The sequence below is a fragment of the Streptomyces sp. NPDC043680 genome, from assembly GCF_056436685.1.
This window is the reverse complement of the sequence record NZ_JBWKCE010000002.1, coordinates 240,387-260,594: the sequence shown is the minus strand read 5'-3', so window position 1 is coordinate 260,594 and position 20,208 is coordinate 240,387. Positions and strand designations below refer to the sequence as shown.

15 protein-coding genes and 1 tRNA gene are annotated in these 20,208 nt (G+C 72.0%); 8 read left to right on the top strand and 8 right to left on the bottom strand.

Annotated features, from left to right (window positions below):
• Positions 1-274: 274 nt before the first annotated feature.
• From AC0666_RS04590 to AC0666_RS04570, 5 genes are all read right to left on the bottom strand, one after another.
• Positions 275-1,771: a phosphatase PAP2 family protein gene (locus tag AC0666_RS04590; protein ID WP_478707084.1), complete on the bottom strand. Its 1,497-nt coding sequence runs from the start codon at positions 1,769-1,771 to the stop codon at positions 275-277.
• Positions 1,772-1,891: 120 nt separating this feature from the next.
• Complete coding sequence (locus AC0666_RS04585) at positions 1,892-3,097, bottom strand: thioester domain-containing protein (RefSeq protein ID WP_478707083.1); 1,206 nt, start codon at positions 3,095-3,097, stop codon at positions 1,892-1,894.
• Between the two features lie 200 nt (positions 3,098-3,297).
• Positions 3,298-3,708, bottom strand: a complete 411-nt coding sequence (locus tag AC0666_RS04580; RefSeq protein WP_356853714.1) for a single-stranded DNA-binding protein — start codon at positions 3,706-3,708, stop codon at positions 3,298-3,300.
• 100 nt (positions 3,709-3,808) lie between these two features.
• The gene (locus AC0666_RS04575) at positions 3,809-5,638 is read right to left on the bottom strand and encodes a GTPase (protein ID WP_468968058.1); all 1,830 of its coding nucleotides are present in this window, start codon (positions 5,636-5,638) and stop codon (positions 3,809-3,811) included.
• Positions 5,639-5,642: 4 nt separating this feature from the next.
• On the bottom strand, positions 5,643-7,262 hold the full coding sequence (locus AC0666_RS04570; RefSeq protein ID WP_478707082.1) for a dynamin family protein: 1,620 nt from the start codon (positions 7,260-7,262) through the stop codon (positions 5,643-5,645).
• Between the two features lie 332 nt (positions 7,263-7,594).
• On the opposite strand from AC0666_RS04570, the gene AC0666_RS04565 reads away from it, so the two are divergent.
• Together AC0666_RS04565 and AC0666_RS04560 are read left to right on the top strand one after the other, a co-directional pair.
• Positions 7,595-7,667, top strand: a tRNA-Arg gene (locus AC0666_RS04565).
• 2,139 nt (positions 7,668-9,806) lie between these two features.
• Complete coding sequence (locus tag AC0666_RS04560) at positions 9,807-10,700, top strand: hypothetical protein (RefSeq protein ID WP_478707081.1); 894 nt, start codon at positions 9,807-9,809, stop codon at positions 10,698-10,700.
• A 704-nt stretch (positions 10,701-11,404) separates the two neighbouring features.
• Here AC0666_RS04560 and AC0666_RS04555 read toward each other — a convergent pair.
• Positions 11,405-12,286 carry a helix-turn-helix domain-containing protein gene (locus AC0666_RS04555; protein ID WP_478707080.1) on the bottom strand — a complete coding sequence of 294 codons (882 nt, stop codon included), beginning with the start codon at positions 12,284-12,286 and terminating at the stop codon, positions 11,405-11,407.
• Between AC0666_RS04555 and AC0666_RS04550 the strand changes: the two genes are divergently transcribed.
• A complete protein-coding gene (locus tag AC0666_RS04550; RefSeq protein ID WP_478707079.1) occupies positions 12,207-12,773 on the top strand; it encodes an ice-binding family protein in 567 nt (188 codons plus the stop codon). The two genes, AC0666_RS04555 and AC0666_RS04550, sit on opposite strands and share 80 nt — an antisense overlap.
• A 425-nt stretch (positions 12,774-13,198) precedes the next feature.
• Here the strand turns inward: AC0666_RS04550 and AC0666_RS04545 are convergent, their stop codons facing one another.
• Both AC0666_RS04545 and AC0666_RS04540 read right to left on the bottom strand, forming a co-directional pair.
• Positions 13,199-14,713 carry a class I adenylate-forming enzyme family protein gene (locus AC0666_RS04545; RefSeq protein ID WP_478707078.1) on the bottom strand — a complete coding sequence of 505 codons (1,515 nt, stop codon included), beginning with the start codon at positions 14,711-14,713 and terminating at the stop codon, positions 13,199-13,201.
• A 31-nt stretch (positions 14,714-14,744) separates the two neighbouring features.
• Positions 14,745-15,227 (bottom strand): phospholipase, encoded by a 483-nt coding sequence (locus AC0666_RS04540; protein WP_478707077.1) that lies wholly within the window; start codon positions 15,225-15,227, stop codon positions 14,745-14,747.
• Positions 15,228-15,442: 215 nt separating this feature from the next.
• Here AC0666_RS04540 and AC0666_RS04535 point away from each other — a divergent pair, with 215 nt between their 5' ends.
• The 5 genes from AC0666_RS04535 to AC0666_RS04515 all read left to right on the top strand — a co-directional run bounded on the left by AC0666_RS04535 (position 15,443) and on the right by AC0666_RS04515 (position 20,124).
• Positions 15,443-15,922 carry a hypothetical protein gene (locus tag AC0666_RS04535; protein WP_468582922.1) on the top strand — a complete coding sequence of 160 codons (480 nt, stop codon included), beginning with the start codon at positions 15,443-15,445 and terminating at the stop codon, positions 15,920-15,922.
• A 104-nt stretch (positions 15,923-16,026) separates the two neighbouring features.
• Positions 16,027-16,725 (top strand): 4'-phosphopantetheinyl transferase family protein, encoded by a 699-nt coding sequence (locus tag AC0666_RS04530; RefSeq protein ID WP_468968071.1) that lies wholly within the window; start codon positions 16,027-16,029, stop codon positions 16,723-16,725.
• 95 nt (positions 16,726-16,820) lie between these two features.
• Positions 16,821-17,234, top strand: a complete 414-nt coding sequence (locus tag AC0666_RS04525) for a GNAT family N-acetyltransferase (RefSeq protein ID WP_478707076.1) — start codon at positions 16,821-16,823, stop codon at positions 17,232-17,234.
• Positions 17,235-17,312: 78 nt separating this feature from the next.
• Positions 17,313-18,476: a S8 family peptidase gene (locus AC0666_RS04520; protein WP_478707075.1), complete on the top strand. Its 1,164-nt coding sequence runs from the start codon at positions 17,313-17,315 to the stop codon at positions 18,474-18,476.
• Between the two features lie 355 nt (positions 18,477-18,831).
• Positions 18,832-20,124, top strand: coding sequence for a hypothetical protein (locus AC0666_RS04515; RefSeq protein WP_478707074.1), 1,293 nt, complete (start codon positions 18,832-18,834; stop codon positions 20,122-20,124).
• The last annotated feature ends 84 nt before the right edge of the window (positions 20,125-20,208 follow it).

Below are 20,208 nucleotides of genomic sequence, written 5' to 3'. Positions count from 1 at the left end.
GACGTCCACCCCACGGGGGAAACCCGTTCAGGCTCGGGGGACGGGTGCGGGTGGTGCCGACGGGCGGTGTTCCGGCAGGTCAGCGGAGGCGGGGCAGGTCCGGGGCGGGCCCCGCGAAGTCGTCCGCCGGATCCCGGCCGGCGCCGGCCCCTCCGACCGGGTGCGGGCCGAGGGCCCCGGACCAGGGCCGGCCGGGAGCGCCGGGCCGCGGGCCGGGGCCGCGGGCCGCGGGCGCCGGGCCCGCCCGGGCGGCTCACCTGCTGTCCGCCGGGTGTCAGCGGGGGCGGTAGACGGTCAGGGCGTCCGGGAGTTTGTCGAGGACCAGGGCGGCCGGGGCCTCGGCGTACTCCCCGTCGTACGCGAAGGGGGTGCCCGGCGGGATGTCCGCGATGCGCAGGCTGCGCAGGTGGGTCGCGGTGTGGACCGGGGAACGGCTGAGGGGGCCCGCGAAGGCTGCGGCGAGCAGCCGGGGGCCGGGGCGGCCGCCTCCGTAGACGAGCCGGAGGTCGAGCACGTCCTCGCCGAGGTGCTCGCGGCGGCGGGGGGTCGGGCCGGTGCCGTGGTAGGTGCCGTTGCCCGCGAAGAGCAACCACACCCTGCGGGGCCGCCCGGCCAGCCGCACCCCCACGGGGCGCTCCGCCCGCAGCACCCGCCACGAGGCGAGCAGTGCGGCCGGGCCGCCGCCGATCCGGGGTGCCCAGCGCAGCCGGTGCCGCAGCAGTTCGGGGTAGGCGCCGATGCTGAAGGTGTTCAGGAAGTAGCCGGAGTCGTCGTTGCCCGGGCCGGTCTTTCCGCGGGGGCCGGGCGTGAAGCGGCCCACGCCGACGCGCACCGCCTGGCCCGCGGCAACGGCGCGGCAGGTGTCCTCGGCTCCGGTGAGGCCGAGGTCCAGCGCGAAGTGGTTCAGCGTGCCCCCGGGGAACACGGCGAGCGGCACCCCGGCCCGCAGCGCGGCGGTCGCGGCGGCGTTGACGGTGCCGTCGCCGCCGCACACTCCGAGCACGGTGGCCCGGGAGGCGGCCGCCGCCAGTTCCCCGGGCAGGTCCGCGCCGTCGCACTCGACCACCTCGGCCTTGGGCAGCCGCGCCCGCAGGACGTCGACCCCGGCGTCGTCGGCCGTGCCGGACCCGGTGTTGACCACCACGACGAGCCCGGACCCGTCGGGCAGCGCGGGAGCCCCGGAGGCGACCCGCTCGTCGCCGGGTACGACCCGCGCCTCCTCGACGCCGCGGGCGATCCGCCGTACGAGGAACCCGGCGCCCACTCCCAGCGCCGCCCCGGCGAGCACGTCGGAGGGGTAGTGGACCCCCGTGTAGACACGGGAGAACGCCACCGATGCGGCCACCGGAGCCACGAGCGCCCCCCAACCGGGCGACTCCAGCGCCAGCCCGGCGGCGAAGGCGAACGCCGATGCCGAATGCCCGGACGGGAACGAGGTGGTCTGCGGCTGCGTCGCCAGCTGCCGCACGGCGGGCACCCCGTCCAGGAGGGGCCGGGGCCGGCGTACGGACCACTTGCCGACGGTGTTGATGGTCGCCGAGGCCAGCGCCAGTGAGGCGGCGCCCCGCAGCGCGGCCTTCCGGGCCCGGGCCGAGCCGAAGACGGCGATCGCCGTGGCGGCCCCGCCCCACAGCACTCCGTGGTTGGCCGCCCGCCCGAGCCGCGGCAACACCCGGTCGGCGCCGGGCCAGTGCCGCCGGGCCACCGCGTCGAACAGCGCCCGGTCCCACCGCGCTGCCGCACCCCGCAAGGTCAGTTGTTGATCACCCATTGCCTTCGCCTACCCCGCGCCCCACCCCCCGAATCAACGCCCCGCCCACGGCCCCCGGGTGGCCCAGGCGCGGGCCGCGACGCGGCGGGCCCGCCGCCGACCCGCGGGCGCGCCGACCGGCTACGCCTGGTTTTCCTCGTCCAGGGGACGCTTGCGGACCAGGAGGACCACCAGACCGCCCAGCACCACCAGGCCGACCGCCAGGGAGGCGATGACCGGGGTCGCCGCCGAGCTGCCGCTGGTGGCGAGGCGCTCCTCGCCGGTGCCGACCGGGCCGGCCGGGGCCGCAGCGGCGGCGGAGGTCTGGTTCGCGGGCACCGCTTCGCCCCGGGCCGCCTCGGCCACGACCGGCTGCGGCCAGACCGCGGTCGCCGTCGCCGCCGCCGAGGACTGGCTCGATCCGGCGACGATCTGCGCCTGCGCCGGGACCCCGCTGGTGAAGACGCGTCCCACCGGGACCCTGGTCGAGCCCTGGACGGTGACCGAGGCCGTGCCGTCCGGCGTGCCGGCGGGGACCTCGAAGTACAGCCGGCTCCCGTTGGCGGCGCTGGTGAGCGGCTGCCCCTCGGCGTCGACCACCCGCACCCCCATCGCCACGGCCGCCGCGTCGGGGGCGACCGCCACGCTCTGCGCCCCCGTCCGCACGGTGACCGGGCCGATTCTGGTGCCCACCGCGCCCGAGACGCTGCCCGGCTCCAGCCTCAGCGAGGCCGGGGGCTCCGGGAGCCGCCCCGCCGACCGCTGGAGGTAGTCGGCGAGCTTCTGCGCGGCCGGGTCGGCGGCCTCCACCTGTGCTCCGTCCGCCAGCCGCCAGATCGCCACCTGGGTCCCGGCCGCGGCACTCTCCGCGGTGAGCGCCCCGGCACCGGCCGCCTTCGCCAGCCCGGCCAGGTCGTTCAGCTGGGGGTAGGAGTGCTCCAGCACCCAGCGGATGCGGCCGGCCTCGCCGTTCCCGGCGAGCGGGCTGCCGCTCCAGCCGCTCTCCGTGTAGTGGGCCTGGGGCTGTGCATTGCCGGCCACGCCGACCCCGTAGGTCTGGAGCATCCCGCCACCGTCGACCCGCATCTCGTAGAGCCCGGCCGGGATCTGCCGGACCGAGCCGTCACGGGCGTGCAGGACGGCCTGCCCGTACGTCTTCAGCCCGTCCAGCACGGCGCTCGCGCCCTCCGGGGTTCTGGACGCGGGTCCTCCGGAGTCGGCCGCCGCCGATGCGCCGGGCGCGGTGGCGAGGGCCGCGGCCAGCAGTGCCACCGCCAGCGGCCGCCGCGCGGAACCGCGTACGGGCGCTGTCGGCACCGCCCGGGCAGCAGGTCCGGTGCCGGCCACGGGGACAGCAGGAACCGCAGGGACGACAGGAGCCGCAGGAGCGGCCGCCGGCGCGCCGGGAGGCGTGGCGGCACGGTGGAGCGAAGAAGGAGCGGAACCAGGAGCGGAGGATGCGGGAACGGCAATCGACACAGTCTTCCCCTTCGGGCCAAAGACCCAAGTGCCCGTGAGTACCGGGGAATCCTAGCCGCCTCGAACACTCAGACCACCGCCGCCTTCTGAGTGGCCATCAGTGCCGGTTCCGCCTTCACGACCCGGCGGAACGCCGCCGTACCCCGGTTCAGGTCGTGCCCGACGGCGGTGGCGTCGATCTCCGCCGAGAACCACCCGCGGTTGCCGTCCCCGTCGGGCGGGTCCTCACGGACGCGCAGCCGTCCGTGCACCACCAGCGGCTCCCCTACCGATACGGAGCCGGCGAGGTTCACGGCGAGGGTGCGCCGGGCCCACACGGTGTAGAAGCTGGTGGAGCCGTCGGCCCAGGCGTCCTTGCGCCGGTCGAAGTACCTCGGCGTGACGGCGAACCGGAACCGGGCCGAGGGCCCGCTCACCGTCTCCTTGTAGTCGATCTGCGTGGCCACATGGCCGATCAGCGTCACCACGGTGTCGTTCATCGCGGCCGCCCTCCCCCGCACGTCCTCACCCGTACGGACCGTCCGCACGCGCTGGAACCCATGCTGGAGCCGGCCGCCGGTCCCCGCTCGGGCCTGTGGACTACTGGCGGGTTGTGGACAACTTGTTCCCCCCTGTGGCGACGGCCGCGTACTGTTCGCGCACCTCCCGGTAGCGCAGCAGCTCCGCCGCGACCGGCTCCAGCACCCGGGCCCGGCCGCAGCCGGCCGCCGCCTGCCGCAGCCGTCGCTCCGCGTCCTGCCCGTACCGCCGTGCCGGGCCCCGGGCCGCGAGCGAGCAGGCCCATTCCACCAGCGGCCCGCCGACGATGCCCGCCACCATCAGCAGCACGGGCGGCAGCAGGCGCGGCTCAAGCACCCCCACGATCTGCCCGGACAGCCACAGCCCGCCGAAGACCTGCAGCAGGGTCATGGCCGCCTGCGCCAGCACCGCCGCCGGCCACCATGCGGGGCGCGGCGGCTTGACCCGCGGCACCGTGACGGCCGCCCCCAGCGTCACCGCGATCTCGTCCAGCGCCTCCGGGAGGTCCTCGGCCCCGCGGACCGCGGTTTCGCGTACCGCCTGCGCCCAGGGGGCGGGCAGTCCGGCGGCCGCCGCGTCGGCGACCGTGCGTACGGCCTGCTCCACCCGCTGCCGGGCGGTGACCTCCTCCTCGTCCGGCCCGTCCGGGCCGGCGGCCCCGCGGCCCATGGCCGCCAGTGCGGCCAGCCCGGACAGCGTGCGCGGGGCGCGCCGGCTCTCGTACCACCGCCACAGCCGCAGCCACGGGGTGCCGCACGCCTTGCCCGCATTGCGCCGCCAGGCCCGCTCCGCGGCGAGCCCGGCCGCATGCGCGCCGACCGCCTCCGCGAGCCGGTCCTCGAACTCGGCGCGCGCCGCCTCCCCGATCTCCGGTGCGGGGCGACCGTCGACGACGTACAGCGGGCGCAGGCGCAGCGCCGCACGGTCGAGGTCGGCGGAGATGCGCCGGGTGGCGGCCCCCTTCTCCTGGGTGAACTGTCCGAGGAGCTCGCGCAGTTCCCCGACGCCCTCTCCGGTCAGCGCGGACAGCCCGAGGACGGTGGCCCCGGGCTCGTCGTGCTCACCGAGCGCGATGCCGTCCTCGTCCAGCAGGCGCCGCAGGTCGTCGAGGACGAGGTCGACCGCGTCCGCGGGCAGCCGGTCCACCTGGTTCAGCACGACGAACGTCACCTCGGCATGTCCGGCCAGGGGCCTCAGGTACCGCTCGTGCAGCACCGCGTCCGCGTACTTCTCCGGGTCCACCACCCACACCACCGCGTCGACCAGCGCCAGCACCCGGTCCACGTGTTCGCGGTGGGCGCCGACGGCGGAGTCCAGGTCCGGGAGGTCGACGAGGACCAGCCCGCGCAGCGCCTCGGCCTCCGAGGTCTCGCGGGGCCGCCGGCGCAGCCGTCCCGGGATCTCCAGCCGGTCGAGCAGCCCGGCCGCCCCGTCCGACCAGCTGCAGGCGATGGGCGCGGCCGTCGTCGGCCTGCGCAGCCCGGTCTCCGAAATCTGCACACCGGCGAGTGAATTGAAGAGCGTGGACTTGCCGCTTCCGGTGGCTCCGGCGATCGCGACGACCGTGTGCTGCGCCGACAGCCCGCGCCGCGCGGCGGCCTCGTCGAGAACCCGCCCGGCCTCGGTGAGGCTCTTGCCGTCGAGGATGCGGGTACGGGACAGCCCGACGAGCTGGCGCAGCGCGTCGAGGCGCAGCCGCAGGGCCTGCGCCTCGGGGCTCGGCGGCGGTGAGGGGACCTTGCCGCCGTCGCTGCCGGCCCCGGACAGGGCCCGTACCAGCGCGTCGTCATCGTCGTCGCCGTCCTCGTCCGTCCGCTCGCCGATCCGGCGCGAGCGGGCGATGAAGCCGTCGTCCCAGCGGTCTTCGGTGCGGTCGGCCAAGGCGCTCACCGCGTCACCTCTCCTTCTGCAGTACGGACAGCGCGGCGATCAGCTCGGCCTGTGGTTCCGGGCTCACTTCGAGCGCCTCCAGCGGCGCGAGCCGGCGGTCCCGTTCGGCGCGCAGGACCTGCTCCAGGTGTTCGCCGACCAGCTCGCCGCCCCGGTCGCGCAGCCGCACGGCGCTCTGTACGCCGATCCGCTCGGCGAGCTTCTCCCCGGCGGGCCGGGCCCGTCTGCCGCCGAGGAGGGCGGCGACCAGCAGGGCGGCGACCCCGTCGGGGTCGGGCGCGGGCTGCTTGTCGAGCCGGGCGACCTCCTCCTCGGCGAGCTCCTCCAGGACGCGCCGCCAGCGGCGTACGGCCAGGCCGATGCGCTCCGCCGCGTCCCGGTCGGGTGCGGGCAGCGGTACGGCCCCCGCGGCCGGTTCGCGCCGCCAGGCCTCGGCGATGCGCTCGTCGGCGGCGGCCACGGCGCACTGGAGGAGGGCGGCGAGCGATTCGGCCAGCGAGTCGAGCAGTTCGTCGGGGGTGGTGTCGAGGGGGTACCCGCGCCACCGGGTCAGCGCGTCACCGGCCAGTACGGCACCCTCGTCGAGCCGGTTGCGGACCCGCTTGCCCTCCGTGCGGAACGCCTCCTCCACCGCCGTGGTCAGCCGTACGGCGGCGGCGTGCTGGGCGGCGACGGCCGAAGCCAGCTCCGGCATCCGGCGCCCGAGGGAGTCCAGCGCGCCCAGCGCCGTGCGCCCGACGGCGTACTGGCGGGCGGCCGGATCCTGCGCGTGGTGGGCGAGCCAGGTGTACAGCGGGGCGACGGCACTGACCGGCAGCAGCCCGCCCCCGCCGGCCGACTCGGGCAGCTCCGGCACGGTGAACCGCGGTACGTCGCCCAGCCCGGCCCGCGTGAGCAGCGCCCCGTACTGCCGCGAGACCTCGGTGAGCACCTGGTGCGGGACGCGGTCGAGGACGATGACGAGGGTGGCCTTGTACTGCTTGGCGGTGCGCAGCAGGTGCCAGGGGACGGCGTCGGCGTACCGCGAGGCGGTGGTGACCATGACCCAGACGTCGGCGGCGCAGATGAGCTGGGCGGCGAGGGTGCGGTTCTCGACGAGGAGGGAGTCGACGTCGGGGGCGTCGAGGAGGGCGAGTCCGCGCGGCAGGGTGGCGACGGTCTCGATGCGCAGCTCGCGGGTGGCGGCGGTCTTCCCCCGACCGGGTCCGCGCGGCGGGTTCCGCTTCGGGGCGGGGACCGGGTCGTCCTCTCCGGGAGGCGCCCAGACCCGCAGCAGATCGGGCAGGACCCGCTTTCCCGCGAACCAGTGGTGGTCATCCGGATGGCAGACGAGTACGGGGACGCGCGTGGTGGGCCGCAGCACGCCGGCTTCACTCACCTGGCGGCCGACGAGGGAGTTGACGAGGGTGGACTTGCCGGCCCCGGTGGACCCGCCCACGACGGCGAGCAGCGGGGCCTCGGGCGCCTTCAGGCGGGGTACGAGGTAGTCGTCGAGCTGGGCGAGCAGCTCGGCTCTGGTCTGGCGGGCGCGGGGAGCGCCGGGCAGAGGCAGCGGCAGACGCACGGACGCGACCCGGTCGCGCAAGGCGGACAGGGCATCGAGCAGCTGAGGCCGAACATCCAAGGTCACCACATGCGAAGAATGCCCAATTTAGGACCATTTTTGAAGCTTATACGTCCTCTGCGCGCCGACCGCGACTCCAGGGGGACCTTTTGGATAGAGCGGACGAGTGGGACGCAGGCATAACGAGTGCACAACACCCAGGGCGCCGCGGCGCAAAAGCGGTGCGAGAATCGCACCTGCCTGCGATTATCGGGACCGCTTCACCGAACCTCCACATCGTGGCACGCGAGTGAAGCAACCGGGACAAGGCAACCGGAGCCCTATCCTTGACCCGGCACGGACCGCAGTCCCACCCCCACCCCGGGGCTCCAGGCCACCACGGCCACCTTCCGGCCCCCGTAGCTCAGTGGATAGAGCAGGTGCCTTCTAAGCACTTGGCCGCAGGTTCGAGTCCTGCCGGGGGCACTCTCCACTTCGCACCTCAAGCCCTCCCCCCGGGGAGGGCTTTTGCGCAGGTCAGGGCCACCTTTTCAGGTACGCTGCATCACCCAACCAGCCCCCGGGCCGCCCTCGGCGTGGGCTGGGGACGGTCCGGGCGTGTCCGGCTGTCACCGGGTTTCTACGGGTGGCTGCGGAGAATACGCCGCCTTGCGATGCACTGCATCGGACAACGCGACCCGGCAAACCTTCCCGGCCACAGCACCAGACATGAGAGGCACCAGAAAACTTCACCAAGGCCCGCGGCTCGTACTGGACGTACTTGCGCGGTCCGACAACGCAGCGAGGTGCCGTGCCGGGCGGCGCGACCCGGTGGACCTTTCCGGTCACAACACTAGGCGCCCACATCCGGCAGATCTCCCCCCTCCGCGATCCGTCGCTTCATATCAGCGAGCTGCCCGTCGATGCACCGTGCGCAGGTCGCCAGGAGGACTGAAACGCTGTTGCCGGCCCAGTCAGCCACTTGGGCCGGCGGGATGCCCCCGTTGAGCCAGTTCGTCAAGCAGGTGTTCCGCAGGTCGTGCACCCTTCTCCCGAGCGGCGACTCGAACTCATGCGAGTAAGAACCTTCTCGCGAGCCGTACGCCAGGCTCGGCGGATGACAGAGCCCGCGAACATGTCCCCCTTCTCCCCCTGGAACAGCAGGTCACCCGGCTTGAGGCCCTCGCGCTCAACGTGCTCGCGCAGGATCCTGGTCAAGGCCGGACGGCAAGGCACGGACCGCATGTCGTCTGCGGCCCGGCCTTTGAGTCCGCGCTCTTCGCGGATCTCACCCGAATCCGTCAGTTGCCACCCACCTCGGGCTGAGCCGTATGGATCAACAGTTCGCCCCACTGGTCTACGTCCCCCTCCACCAGCAGGCGTGCATCGGCGACGGCCAGCGCCACCGCCTCCTCAGGGCGAACGCCCAGGTAGTACAACGTCGCGAAAAGGGCGTGAAGTCGCTCTCCCCGCGGGGACGCCGGCGGATCGCGTCCAACAGGAGGGCGGCCTGGTGCGGGTTCACGAGGGACCGCTTGTCCATTTGTGGAAACGCCAGGTCCCGACGTCGTGCTGCGGCTTGCGCTTGACGGGGAGGGTGTAGCGGCGCGACTGGTCCGGGTTTGACGCGTTCCAGTCCTCTGCGCACACCTTGTGGACGGAGGCTGTAACGATCTCGACGTTCAGCCCGCGCCTTGGAAGCTCCCGGTGGCTAATCCCTGCGGCTCTCAATAGGCCACGAGTGATCGTTTCTCCGGTGAAGAGGCTCGCCCATCAGGGTGAGAATTCAAACGCCCTGGGTATGGGAGCGTACGCGTCTCCGCTATCACAGAGACGTGACACAAAAGACTGCACCTCACCAGGCAACTTGTCCGGGGGAACACAAGGCGCCCGCCCTCACGACGTCCACCCATATCGACGAAGTCGCCTATTCGACGGGGACAGATCCCCGCGCACCCCGTAAACGACACCACCCGCTTCCGTCGATGCCCGATCCGGCGGGCTCAAGACCGACAGACTCGACGAAGCCGCCAGAGATAGCTCAGCGCGATGGTGGCCGCCGCGCTTGCCTGCCACCGAACATTCCGTCACCGAAATGCGGTCAAATCCGGCCCTCTGGGACAGCAGTCGGGAAACATCGCCACGGCCAGCGCGAGTCCGCGGACCATAAAGCAGGTAGTTGACACCCACGGAGACGGACGCCTCGTGATCACCAAACAGAATTCGCCTCTACGCTATCGGTTCCTTTGCCGACTCCTCGTGCTTATCCTCCTCGCAGAAATTTCCCTCTTCACGTGGAGCGCCGTCTACGACGTAAAGGATTACGGAAAGGAGCAGGTTCTCTCAGCGCTCCTCAGATTCCTAATTACAGCCCTCAACATTGTCGCACTGCTCCAGATGTACCACGGGAGTTCTCTCGCCCACCTCCTGCGAAAGGTCTGCCGAATCCTACCTGGCGCGTCCCGTAGGCCAACCGGCCCGAGTGCCATTTCCGCCGCTATCCGAACAGCACGTAACCAACAGCGACGGCGCGACCGTGCGAGCGCAGCCACTCCCCCCGGCGCCACGATTCACAGCCCCTGGCATTACCCGATTGTGCTGCTATCTCAGGCTGCAGCTCTACCCATGCTGTTCATTCCGATCTGGATCGACCTGCACAGCCCGACACTGGACATGGAATGGCTAATTCCGACACTCATTCTCTTCCTTTGCGCCCTCATGCTAGTGATTAGCGCTGCGGTATATGGCCATCTAAATTTTGGCTGGGTGGCCCTGGGCACCCTTCTGCCACTCCTGGGTTTTTCCCAGTGGGCTTATATGACCTTTTATAAACCTGTAAACGAACGCCCAAAGGTCGACGTCTCCGCAACATTGGAGAAGATCAACACCTCGCGCAGGACCACCCGAATCCGCGGCGTTGTGACACTTAAAAACAATGGCGCAGCACCCGCGAAAACTTTGGGTGCCATTTATGTGGTCACAGGGCACCGAGTAGAGTCGGCGGAAGGCATGAGTGCCCGCAATGCAAGTGCAACGCTGGATCTGGGGAAGCCAAATCGACGACATTTTGGAAAGTATGAAACCCTCCTCAGTTTCGACGATTTGCTAGCCACGGGGGAGTCTTTGGCTCCTGGAGAGACACGGACCCACTCGTTCGTATTCGACGCAAATGACGGCAAACAAAATATCGTTCGACTGACTGCATACATTTCAATGTCTACGCCGAATGGAGATATGAAGCCGGGGAAATGCAAGCACGCCCCAGCGGCATCAGATGTCTGCACGCGAACGGATTTTGCCCCCACAAGCCTGGCCAAAAAGAAGCTGGGTGACGAGCCCTTCGCCGATACGGTGGTCCATTTTAGCGAGATGCAGGCGACGCCCCCGCGCCCTCCGTACCTATCCACAGCTTTTGGTGCCCGAGACCAGTCCAGTGACGACGAGAAGGCGCAGAACATTGACCCACTCGTGCGAGATCAGTTCACGCAGTCCATCACGGAACTTCGCTTGGATCCGTAACAACACTGGCTCTGGCACTGCACCTATATCACCGCGTGCTCACGGATTCCCAGCGGTGGCGGCGGCACACCCCGGTCCGGCCGTACAGGCGTTGTACTAGCGTGCGGCGCCCAGACGACGACGGCGCGCGCATCGCGCTCCCCTGGCGTCGGTGGCGGTGGGCCTGAGGCTGATCACACCTCGCACCGACCGGGTGATCGCTTCGATGAAGCTGGGCCCCAGGTCGGCGCCCACGCCGGCGGACTGCTGGCCGAGGCATCGGCGAGGTGACGGTATCCGCGGTTCGGAGTCTATGAGTCTGGCGACCAGCGATCCCTCGAAGCCGTAGGCGTGCGGCGTCAGGGGAATGCAGCATTCCGATGGATAGACGTGGAGGTGGCGTTCCAGAATTGCCCATGGGCGGCTACGGCCCTGGTCAGGGCCACACTGGAGCTGAAACACACCAGTCTCTTCTGAGCACTTGGCCGCAGGTTCGAGTCCTGCCGGGGGCACCCTCCACTTCGCACCTCAAGCCCTCCCCCCGGGGAGGGTTTTTTCTCATGATCGTCCGGCACGACTTCCCGCACCTTGGTCCGGACGCGCCGAAAGCCCGAGCGGGCCATGGGCGGCGTGAGCCTGCACGCACGCGCCCCTGCCCTGGCGAGGCCGCGGGCGGGGGCGCATGGGCTCGGTCGTACCGCACGGCGATCACGGGTGCGGTGGGGTTAGGGGCAGGTCGCCGGGAGTTCCGTGCCGGCGTAGGCCTCGATGGCTTCGGCAATGAACCGGCGACTACTGTGCGGGCTCAGCGCCTGTGCCTGCACATGCGCATACATGCCGCTGTAGAGCCGTACGTCGGATCGTTTCTCCAGATAGAGGTCGCTGGTGAACCTCTCCAGATACACCACGCTCACATCAGTGGCGTCGGCGAATTCGAGCAGTGAGAACTGTCCCGATACACCCGGGTGCGCTCCCACCTCGTGAGGAAGAACCTGCACGGTGATGTGCGGCTGGGCGCCGAGGTGGGTCAGATGCTCCAGCTGCTCGCGCATGATGTCGCGGCTACCCACGGTGCGCCACAGCGCGGATTCGTCCAGTACGGCCCACAGGCGCAGCGGGTTGCCGGGGGGAGCCAGTCGGTCCTGGCGCCGCAGCCGTACGTGCAGGCGTGCGGCGACCTGGTCGGCGGTGGCATGAGGGATCGTTCCTGCAATGACCGCCCGGGCATACGCGGGCGTCTGCAGCAGGCCCGGGATCACCAGGGGCTCGTAGGTCCGGATTGCGGCGGCCTCGGCCTCCAAGCCGATGTAGGCGCCGTACGGGACGTCACCGTAGGCGTTCCACCAGCCCTGTTGGGCCGATTCCCGGGCCAGTCGCATCAAGTCGTCGACGAGCCGCTGGTCCTCGACTCCGTACAGCAGGCAGAGATCGCGCACGTCGCGCGCCTTGATGAGGCGGCGGCCGTTCTCCAGAAGGCTGATCTTGGGTTGCGAGATCAACAGGTGCTCCGCCACCTGCTGCGTCGTCATGCCGCTGATCTGCCGGAGCCGGCGTAGCTCCGATCCCAGTCGGCGTCTGCTGACGGTGGGGTTGATGTGGGCGCCCACGGGATGCGTGCCTCCGCTCCGAGAACCTTGGTCTGGCGAGCAGACTCCCATGGTCCGGGGACAGTTGGACCTGCCGTGGCGCCGTGTCGCGCACCGGCGCCAAGCAGTTCGGTTCCGCCGTTGCCTCATGAATTCTCTTGGCTCTCGCCGAGGCCACAGGAATTTCAATTCAGCTATTTGTATTATTCACCTGTCGGCGCGAATGGCGGATCACGCAGAAATCGCCGAACGAATCCCAGCCCTTTGCGCGTTTCTGCGGCCCCTCGATGAGCCTGTGGGCCTCCAGGCCAGGAGCGACCTCGTCGTGGCGTACGGCACCTCACCCTGGACGGCGGGGGGCAACCCCAACGCCGTGTGGGTGTTCCAGGTCGGCTCGGGGCCGACGACGGCGTCCTCCAGCAACGGGTCCCTCAGCAACGGAGCCTTCCCCTGCGACGTCTTCTTGCAGTCGGGAGTCCGACCACTCTCGGCACCGAGACCAACTTGATCGGCCGAGGAGAATCCGCGCTCGTACCGGCTCGGCCCGGGCCGGCGGGATCGGTCAGGCCGACCATCGAAACCGTGAGCCGGCCTACCGGCGCGGCGACCGGAGCCGTCGACTTACCCGACGCCGGCGCGACCACGAGCCACGTGGCAGCCACGCCGCACGACGGTATCCGGCATGGGTGCCTTTTGCCGGTGCGCCCCCACCCGGAGAAAGGCTTCACCCACCGAAGTCCCACTGCCGGAATGTCGCCAGGAGGCATATGCTCGTAAACAGGTCGCCGCACTCTCACGTGTGGCGTCCGGAAGGGCGACCCCGGCGTGTGAATGTGCCGGGGTCGTTGCAGCACCGTTGTGGCAGTGGGCGAGGCGTGATCCGTTTCAGCTGATGCGTGAGTGGCGGGCACCGATCCGCGCTCTGGAAGCGATCTACGTGAACGCGGCCATCGATGGACCGGCCACGGCCCGGAGGTGGGGTTTGTCGGGTTTGCCCTGGGGGGTCAGCGGGATGTCCTTCAGCCAGTGGACCGTCGTCGGGCGGTGGGCCGGTGAGAGGGTGCGGGTGACCACGTCACAGGCCTCGGCGGCCGTCGTGGGGCTCGGGGGGTGGCCAGGGGCCGGGACGAGGAAGGCGCAGACCTCCTCGCCCGTCAGCGGGCTGGCACGGCCCACCACCACCGCCTGGGCCACCCCCGGATGGCGGGCCAGGGCGGCTTCGACCGGCAGGCAGTAGATGTTGTCGCCGTCGACCATCACCACGTCGGCGGCCCGGTCGTCGAGGTGGAGGTAGCCGTCCGGGTCGAGGTGCCCGAGGTCGCCCGTGCGCAGCCAGCCGTCCCGGATCACCTCCGCGCTCAGGTCGGGCCGGTTCCAGTAGCCCGTCATCATCGCCGCGGACCGGATCCACACCTGGCCCGTGCTCCCGGCCGGCAGCGGCCGGTTCCGCTCGTCGCGGACCTCGGTCTCCACGCCCGGCGCGGGCCGGCCGACCGAGGCGAGCAGCTCCGGCCGGTCCGCCACCGCCCTCTCGTGGTCGGCGGGGGTGAGGCGGCAGATCACCGCCGCCTCGTTCATGCCGTACCCCTGCTGCCAGCGGCCGCCCCAGCGGGTCACCGCCTGGCGCAGCCGTTCGGGCAGGACCGGCGCGGCGCCGTACGAGATCACGCTCAGCCCGGGGATCCCCTCGGCCGTCGCGGGATCGTCCAGCAGGCGGTAGATCATCGACGGCATCAGGTAGGTCGACACCGGTCCGAGGCGGCGGCAGGCGGCCGCGAACTCCCGGGTGGTGAACGGCGCGAGGAGCTCCACCCGGCCCCCGGAGCGCAGTTCCTCCAGGCAGCGGCCGCCGGCGCGCTGGGCGAGCGAGGTGACCGACAGGTACGTCGGCAGCTCCCCGCCCTCCCGGCTGCCGCGGCCGTCGGTGCGGGCCGCCAGCGCACGGAAGGTGGAGGCCACGCCCTTGGGGGTGCCCGTCGTACCGGCGGTGTACGTCACACGGGCCAGGTCGTCCTCCCTCGCCCGGACGGGCAGCGGCTTCGCCTCGCCCGCCGCTGCCGCGCGCAGCAGCTCGTCCAGGGGGAGCCGGGCCGCGCCCGTGTCGGGCACCGGCAGGTCGTGGACGACGAGGTGGGGGCGGCAGTCCCGGAGGACGAACTCCACGCCGTAGGTGCTGGGGTCGGTGACGATCTGGGTGAGCCGCGCGCCCAGCAGGTGGGCGGCCAGCCTGACCTGCACCACCTCGGCCCGGTTGCCGCCGAACACGCAGGCCAGGCCGGTACCGCGCGCCACCCCGCGATCGGCGAGCGCACCGGCCAGCCGGTACACGAGGTCCAGCAGCCCGGAGTACGTCAGCGGGGACGAGCCGGGGCCGCAGGTGCCGAGCGCGGGCCGGTCCGCGTACCGCTCCAACGCGCTGATCAGATCGGTGACGTAACGCGCGGTCATGGTGTCCGCCTCTCGGGGAACGGGGGGCACGTCAGGAGATGCCGAAGGCCTTGACCGCCTGGTAGTACGTCCATGCCGTGCTGTCGCAAGCGGTCTTCTTCGCCGGCGGGTACCCGGCGCAGACCCGCCTCATGTCCGCGTGGAAGGCGTCGTCGACACGGGACTTGTGGGTCTCGTACGCGCCCGCCGCCCGGTAGTTGCGGTAGCCGAAGTCGTGGCGGGCGCAGGCCAGGTGGAAGGGGAAGCCGAACGGGTTGTCGGGCGAGGCGGTGCAGAGGTCGGTCGACCAGTCGAAGCGGTACGCCGCCCACCTGGCCCGGTCCGTGCGCGCCCGGGCCCAGGCCTGGTAACTGGCGGCGCTGGTCTGCGTCCACCCGATCAGCACCTGCGGCTTGTCGGCCGGGACGGCCGGCGTGGCCGAGGTGGCCGCGGCAGCCGCGGCGGGCGGCGCCAGGGCGAGCACCCCGGCCGCGACCGCGGACACGAGGACGGGGGCGAGACGGCGGCGGCGCATGGGCGTTTCCCTCCGAGACGGCCGGTACGCAGCTATAACGCCGCCTGGCGGCAGGGGTGTCGGGGCGTCGCCCGGCCGGTGGAGCCACCTCTGAGGTAGGGGGCCGAGCCGTCAGCCGGCACTCGGGTAGGGGCCCGCATCAGACCTCAGTCAGAGAAAAAGCTCGTCCTGGGGTGTGACGCGCAGACGGGGCTCCAGGGCCGAGACTGGATCACATGAAGCGCCGTCCCCTCGCCATCGCCGCAGGCACCGTGGGCGTCCTCGCCACGGTTGCGTTCGCCCTCCCCAACCTTCCGCCCAATCCGGTGACCGACTCCGTCAACGACACGCTGTTCGAGGAGAAGAGCAGGCATTTCGTGACGGCTGCGGACGCGCCCCGGCACGAGAAGCGGGCGTTCGCCCTGCCGGCCTGGATACCCGCGGACGCCACCGACATACGCATACGCGAGCGCAGCTCCGGCAAGGCCCGGGTGATCCGCTTCACGCTCGGCGCGACGCCGCTGGACGGCCCGCAGTGCGCCTCGGGCACGCCGAAGCAGCAGAGCGGGCCGAAGCTGGGTGCCACGTGGTGGCCGCGCGGCACCCGCGCCGAGGAGCGGCCCGAGTGCCGGGACTTCTACCAGTACCAGGTCACGGTGCGCGGGAAGCGGGTCTACGCCTGGACCGACGGGACCCCGTCACCCACGGCCGGCTGAGCGCGGCCCCGGTCGGCGCCGCACCCCGAACTCCCCTGGCCGGGCGGGGCATCGGGAACGGCCGCAGCCGGGCCTGCCGGGAGCGGCTCGTCTACCCTCGTCGGGTGAGGACGTACGTGAACCAACTCGACGCGGACATACCGCGGATCGGCGCGCTTCCGACGGGCACGGCCGTGGCGGTGTGGTCCCTGGACACCACGCGGGAGGTGGTCGGCGGCCAGCGGGTCGCCGAGGCGCTGCCGATGCTGGACGCGAACGAACGCGAACGGGCCCGGCGGCTGATGCGGGACGCGGACCGGCAGCGCTACCTGGCTTCGCACGTGGGGCTGCGGGTGCTGCTCGGCGGCTACCTCGGGCTGGCGCCGGAGAAGGTGGAGCTGGTCCGGGAGGACTGCCCCTGCTGCGGCGAACCGCACGGGCGGCCGGCGGTGGCCGGGGGCGGGGTGCAGTTCTCGCTCTCGCACAGTGACGACCTGGCGTATGTGGCGGTGTCGGGCGTGACGGTCGGGGTGGACGTGGAGGTGCTGCCGGGCGCGGCGGCGGTCGCGGACGTGCTGCGGACGTTGCACCCGGCGGAGACGGCGGAGCTGGAGGCGCTGCCGGAGGCGGAGCGGCGGGTGGTGCTGGCGCGGGTGTGGTGCCGCAAGGAGGCCTACCTCAAGGCCACGGGCACGGGTCTGGCGGCGGGACTCGCGGAGCCGTACGTCGGCTCGGGCCGGGTGCCCGCTGCGGTCTCCGGCTGGACCCTGGCGGACCTGGCCGCGCCGGAGGGCTACGCGGCGGCCCTGGCGCTCCGCGCCTGAACCGGGCGGAGCGGCGGGCCGGCTTCCCGGGAGGCCCGCCACGCCGTGTCGAAATCACGGTCGCCACTGGTCATCCGGCCATTATCGTGACCGCCATGGACATCCGCCCCGCCCGTACCATCGCCGAACTACAGGCCGCGGAAGGGCTCTTCGACGGCCCCGTCCGCCTCGACCGGTCCGAGAAGTTCCTGGCCGCGCCCGGACACCTGATGCTCATCGCCTACGTCGACAACGTGCCGGCCGGCCTGGTCTCCGGGGTCGAGATGACCCACCCGGACAAGGGCACCGAGATGTGCCTGTACGAGCTCTCCGTGGACGAGGGCTACCGGCGCCGCGGGATCGGCCGCGCCCTGACCGAGGCCCTCGCCGCCGAAGCCAGGGCGCGCGGCTGCTACGGCATGTGGGTGGGGGTCGACACCGACAACGAGGCGGCCCTCGCCACGTACGGGTCCGCCGGAGCCCGCGACGAGGGCGTCTTCGCGATGCGCGGCTGGAGCCTCTCCGGCTGACCCGTACGGCGGCGTGTCGTGCGGCCACTCGGCGCACCCTCCGCGCGCCGTGTTCGTGCCTCGCCGAGCATCGGCCGCATGACCGCAATCACCGCGCTGCTTCCGGCCGCCGCTCTGCTGGCGGCGGCCACCGCCCTGCCGCCGCACACCGCCGCCGCCACCGAAACGCCCACCGCCGCCTACGTCGTCGTCCTCAAGGACAGCTCCGCACGCGCCCCGGCCCTCACCCTGGCCAACCAGGCCGCCGAGGCCGGCGACGACGTCGGGGCCGTCTACGACACCGCCCTGGACGGCTTCGCCGTCCGCACCACCGCGGCCCGGGCCGCCGCCCTCGCCGCCGACCCGCGGGTGGCCTCGGTGGAACCGGACGCCGAGTTCCGGATCGCCGGCACCCAGATCCCCGCGCCGTGGCCCCTGGACCGGCTCGACCAGCGCGACCTGCCGCTCGACGGCTCGTACACGTACGCCACCGGCGGGCGCGGTGTCACCGCGTACGTGGTGGACACCGGGATCAACACCGTGCACCGGGAGTTCGCAGGCCGGGCCCGGGCCGGGTACAACGGGGTGCGACGCGAAACCTCCGCCGACTGCAACGGGCACGGCTCGCACGTCGCGGGGATCCTGGGCGGGGCCACGTACGGGGTGGCGAAGGAGGTCACGCTCGTCGGGGTGAAGGTCGCCAACTGCAAGGGCTCCGGCTCGCTCACGTCCATCCTGGGCGGCCTGGAGTGGATGGTGAAGGACGCGAAGGCGGCCGTCGGCATCCCCGCCGTGGCCAACATGAGCATGGGCGGCAGTCGCAGCTACGCCCTGGACGCGGCGGTGAAGCGGGCGATCAAGGCCGGGATCACCTTCACCGTCGCTGCGGGCAACGCCGCCGGGGACGCCTGTGCGGGATCGCCCTCGGGCGTCACCGCCGCCGTAACGGTGGGCGCGACCGACGTCGCGGACCAGTGGGCGTCGTTCTCCAACCACGGCCGCTGCGTGGACCTGTCCGCGCCGGGCGTGGCCGTCACCTCGGCCTGGAAGGACTCGACCACCGCCCTCGCCCGGACGTCCGGCACCTCCATGGCCGCCCCGCACGTGGCGGGCGTCGCCGCGCTGATCCTGGCGCAGGGCCTGGCCAAGACCCCCACCGAGGTGGCCGCGGTGCTCGTACGGGACTCCGTACCGGACCGCATCACGGCCGTCCCGGCCGGTACCGCCAACCGGATGCTGCACATCCCGGCCGCGGCAGGCTAGGGACCACGCACGCCAGGGCCCGCTGCACGGCAAGGCCCGCGGCACGCCAGGGCCCGCTGCACGGCAAGGCCCGCGGCACGCCAGGGCCCGCGGCGCACGGCACGCCGGAGCCCGCCCCCGCGCACCCCCCGGGCCCCCCGCGCACCTCCGGGCCCCCGCGGCACGCCTGCCGCCCGGGCCCGGCCGGGTCCCGCAGCCCTGCCCTGATGGGACATCAATTTCTGTGCGCTTCCGGCGAAAGGAATCCATTGACTTCTCATCACCGCGACGCGTCAATGTCGGCCACCGCACCGGCTCGGCCTCCCCCACACAGCGGGTGGGGGGAGGGTTCGTCTGACGAAGGAGTCGCGACCCAGTGAGTACAACGTTCCGACGAAGAGTTCTGGCCGGGGCGGGCGCCCTGTCCCTGGCCCTGGCGGGCGGCGTGGTGGGCACGGCGGGCACCGCCCAGGCGGCGACCAAGACCACCCCCGTCTTCGAGAACTGCGACGCCCCGGCGCCGCAGCCGGACGGTGCGGGCAACCAGAACTACACGATCACCCTGCCCGACACGGCCAAGGCGGGCGATGTCGTCCCGATCACGATCGACCCGGGTGCGAGCCCGCTGATCCCCGGATTCTCCGTCACCACGGTCAACACCACCAAGATCACCCTCAAGGTCGGCTCGACGACCCAGGTGGTCACGAGCCCGCCCGAGACCGTCAGCGTCGTGGCCGGGACCCCCCTGGACCCCAAGGCGTTCTCCGGCACCATCAAGATCCCCGACGGCACCGAGGGCACCACGGTCGAGGTCAGGCTCGACCAGGCGGTCACCGACGCCGACCTCAGCGGTTCGGTCTTCACCACCACGTGCGTCCCGGCGCCCCGCCCGAGCGCCTCCATCGGCTCGGTCGCGGTGGAGGCCCTGCCCAAGGACCCGGTCACCACCAAGGTGACGCCGAACAGCGGCAAGGCCGGCACCGCGGTCACCGTCTCCGGCGCCAACTTCCCCGCCGGGGCGGTCACCTGCTCCGCCCTGCTCGCGGGCGCGGCCACCGGTGACACCGGCACCGGTACGGCGGATGCCTCGGGCGCCGCCACCTGCAACCTCACCGTCACCAAGAAGGCCGACGCCATCAAGATCGACGGCTCGGTCACCCCGTACAAGTCCTTCGTGTACCTGGAGGACCAGGCGGGCGTGAAGAACCCGGTCGACATCGAGGTCCTCCCCGGCCCGCTGGCCCTCGGCCCCAAGGACGGCCAGCCGGCCGTCGCCTTCCCGTCGGTCACCATCAACGGCAAGGCCCAGTCGGTGGTCGGCGTCTTCAACGCCGCGACCGTGCAGGACTTCCGCGGCGGCACCCTCGGCTGGGACGTGACGGCGACCCGTACGCCGTTCCTGAACCAGACGACCGGCCACGCCATGGCGAAGGCGCAGCTCGGCATCCAGCCGTCCTGCACCGTGACCAACCCGGACAGCCCGAGCACCTGCACCGCGGGCGCCCCCGGCGCGATCACCGACACCCCGATGAAGGTGGCCTCGCAGGCCGCCGGCGGGGACGAGCTGACCGGTGGCGAGTTCGCCGTCGGCGGCGCCGGGATGATCCAGCTGCCGCCGTTCATGTTCGCCGACACCTACCAGACGGTCGTCACCTTCTCGATCGCCTGATCACTGCCCTCGCGCCATCCCGGGTGGTGGGGGGGGGGCCCGCCCCCCCCCCCCCACCCCCCCCCCCCCCCCCACCCCCCCGCC

What these genes read in the sequence shown, in the direction of transcription:
- AC0666_RS04535 (WP_468582922.1), top strand. Translation starts at nt 15,443, where the DNA reads ATGAAGCGCCGTCCCCTCGCCATCGCCGCAGGCACCGTGGGCGTCCTC.
- AC0666_RS04580 (WP_356853714.1), bottom strand. Translation starts at nt 3,708, where the DNA reads ATGAACGACACCGTGGTGACGCTGATCGGCCATGTGGCCACGCAGATC.
- AC0666_RS04545 (WP_478707078.1), bottom strand. Translation starts at nt 14,713, where the DNA reads ATGACCGCGCGTTACGTCACCGATCTGATCAGCGCGTTGGAGCGGTAC.
- AC0666_RS04525 (WP_478707076.1), top strand. Translation starts at nt 16,821, where the DNA reads ATGGACATCCGCCCCGCCCGTACCATCGCCGAACTACAGGCCGCGGAA.
- AC0666_RS04560 (WP_478707081.1), top strand. Translation starts at nt 9,807, where the DNA reads ATGCTGTTCATTCCGATCTGGATCGACCTGCACAGCCCGACACTGGAC.
- AC0666_RS04550 (WP_478707079.1), top strand. Translation starts at nt 12,207, where the DNA reads ATGCCGCTGATCTGCCGGAGCCGGCGTAGCTCCGATCCCAGTCGGCGT.
- AC0666_RS04540 (WP_478707077.1), bottom strand. Translation starts at nt 15,227, where the DNA reads ATGCGCCGCCGCCGTCTCGCCCCCGTCCTCGTGTCCGCGGTCGCGGCC.
- AC0666_RS04590 (WP_478707084.1), bottom strand. Translation starts at nt 1,771, where the DNA reads ATGGGTGATCAACAACTGACCTTGCGGGGTGCGGCAGCGCGGTGGGAC.
- AC0666_RS04520 (WP_478707075.1), top strand. Translation starts at nt 17,313, where the DNA reads ATGACCGCAATCACCGCGCTGCTTCCGGCCGCCGCTCTGCTGGCGGCG.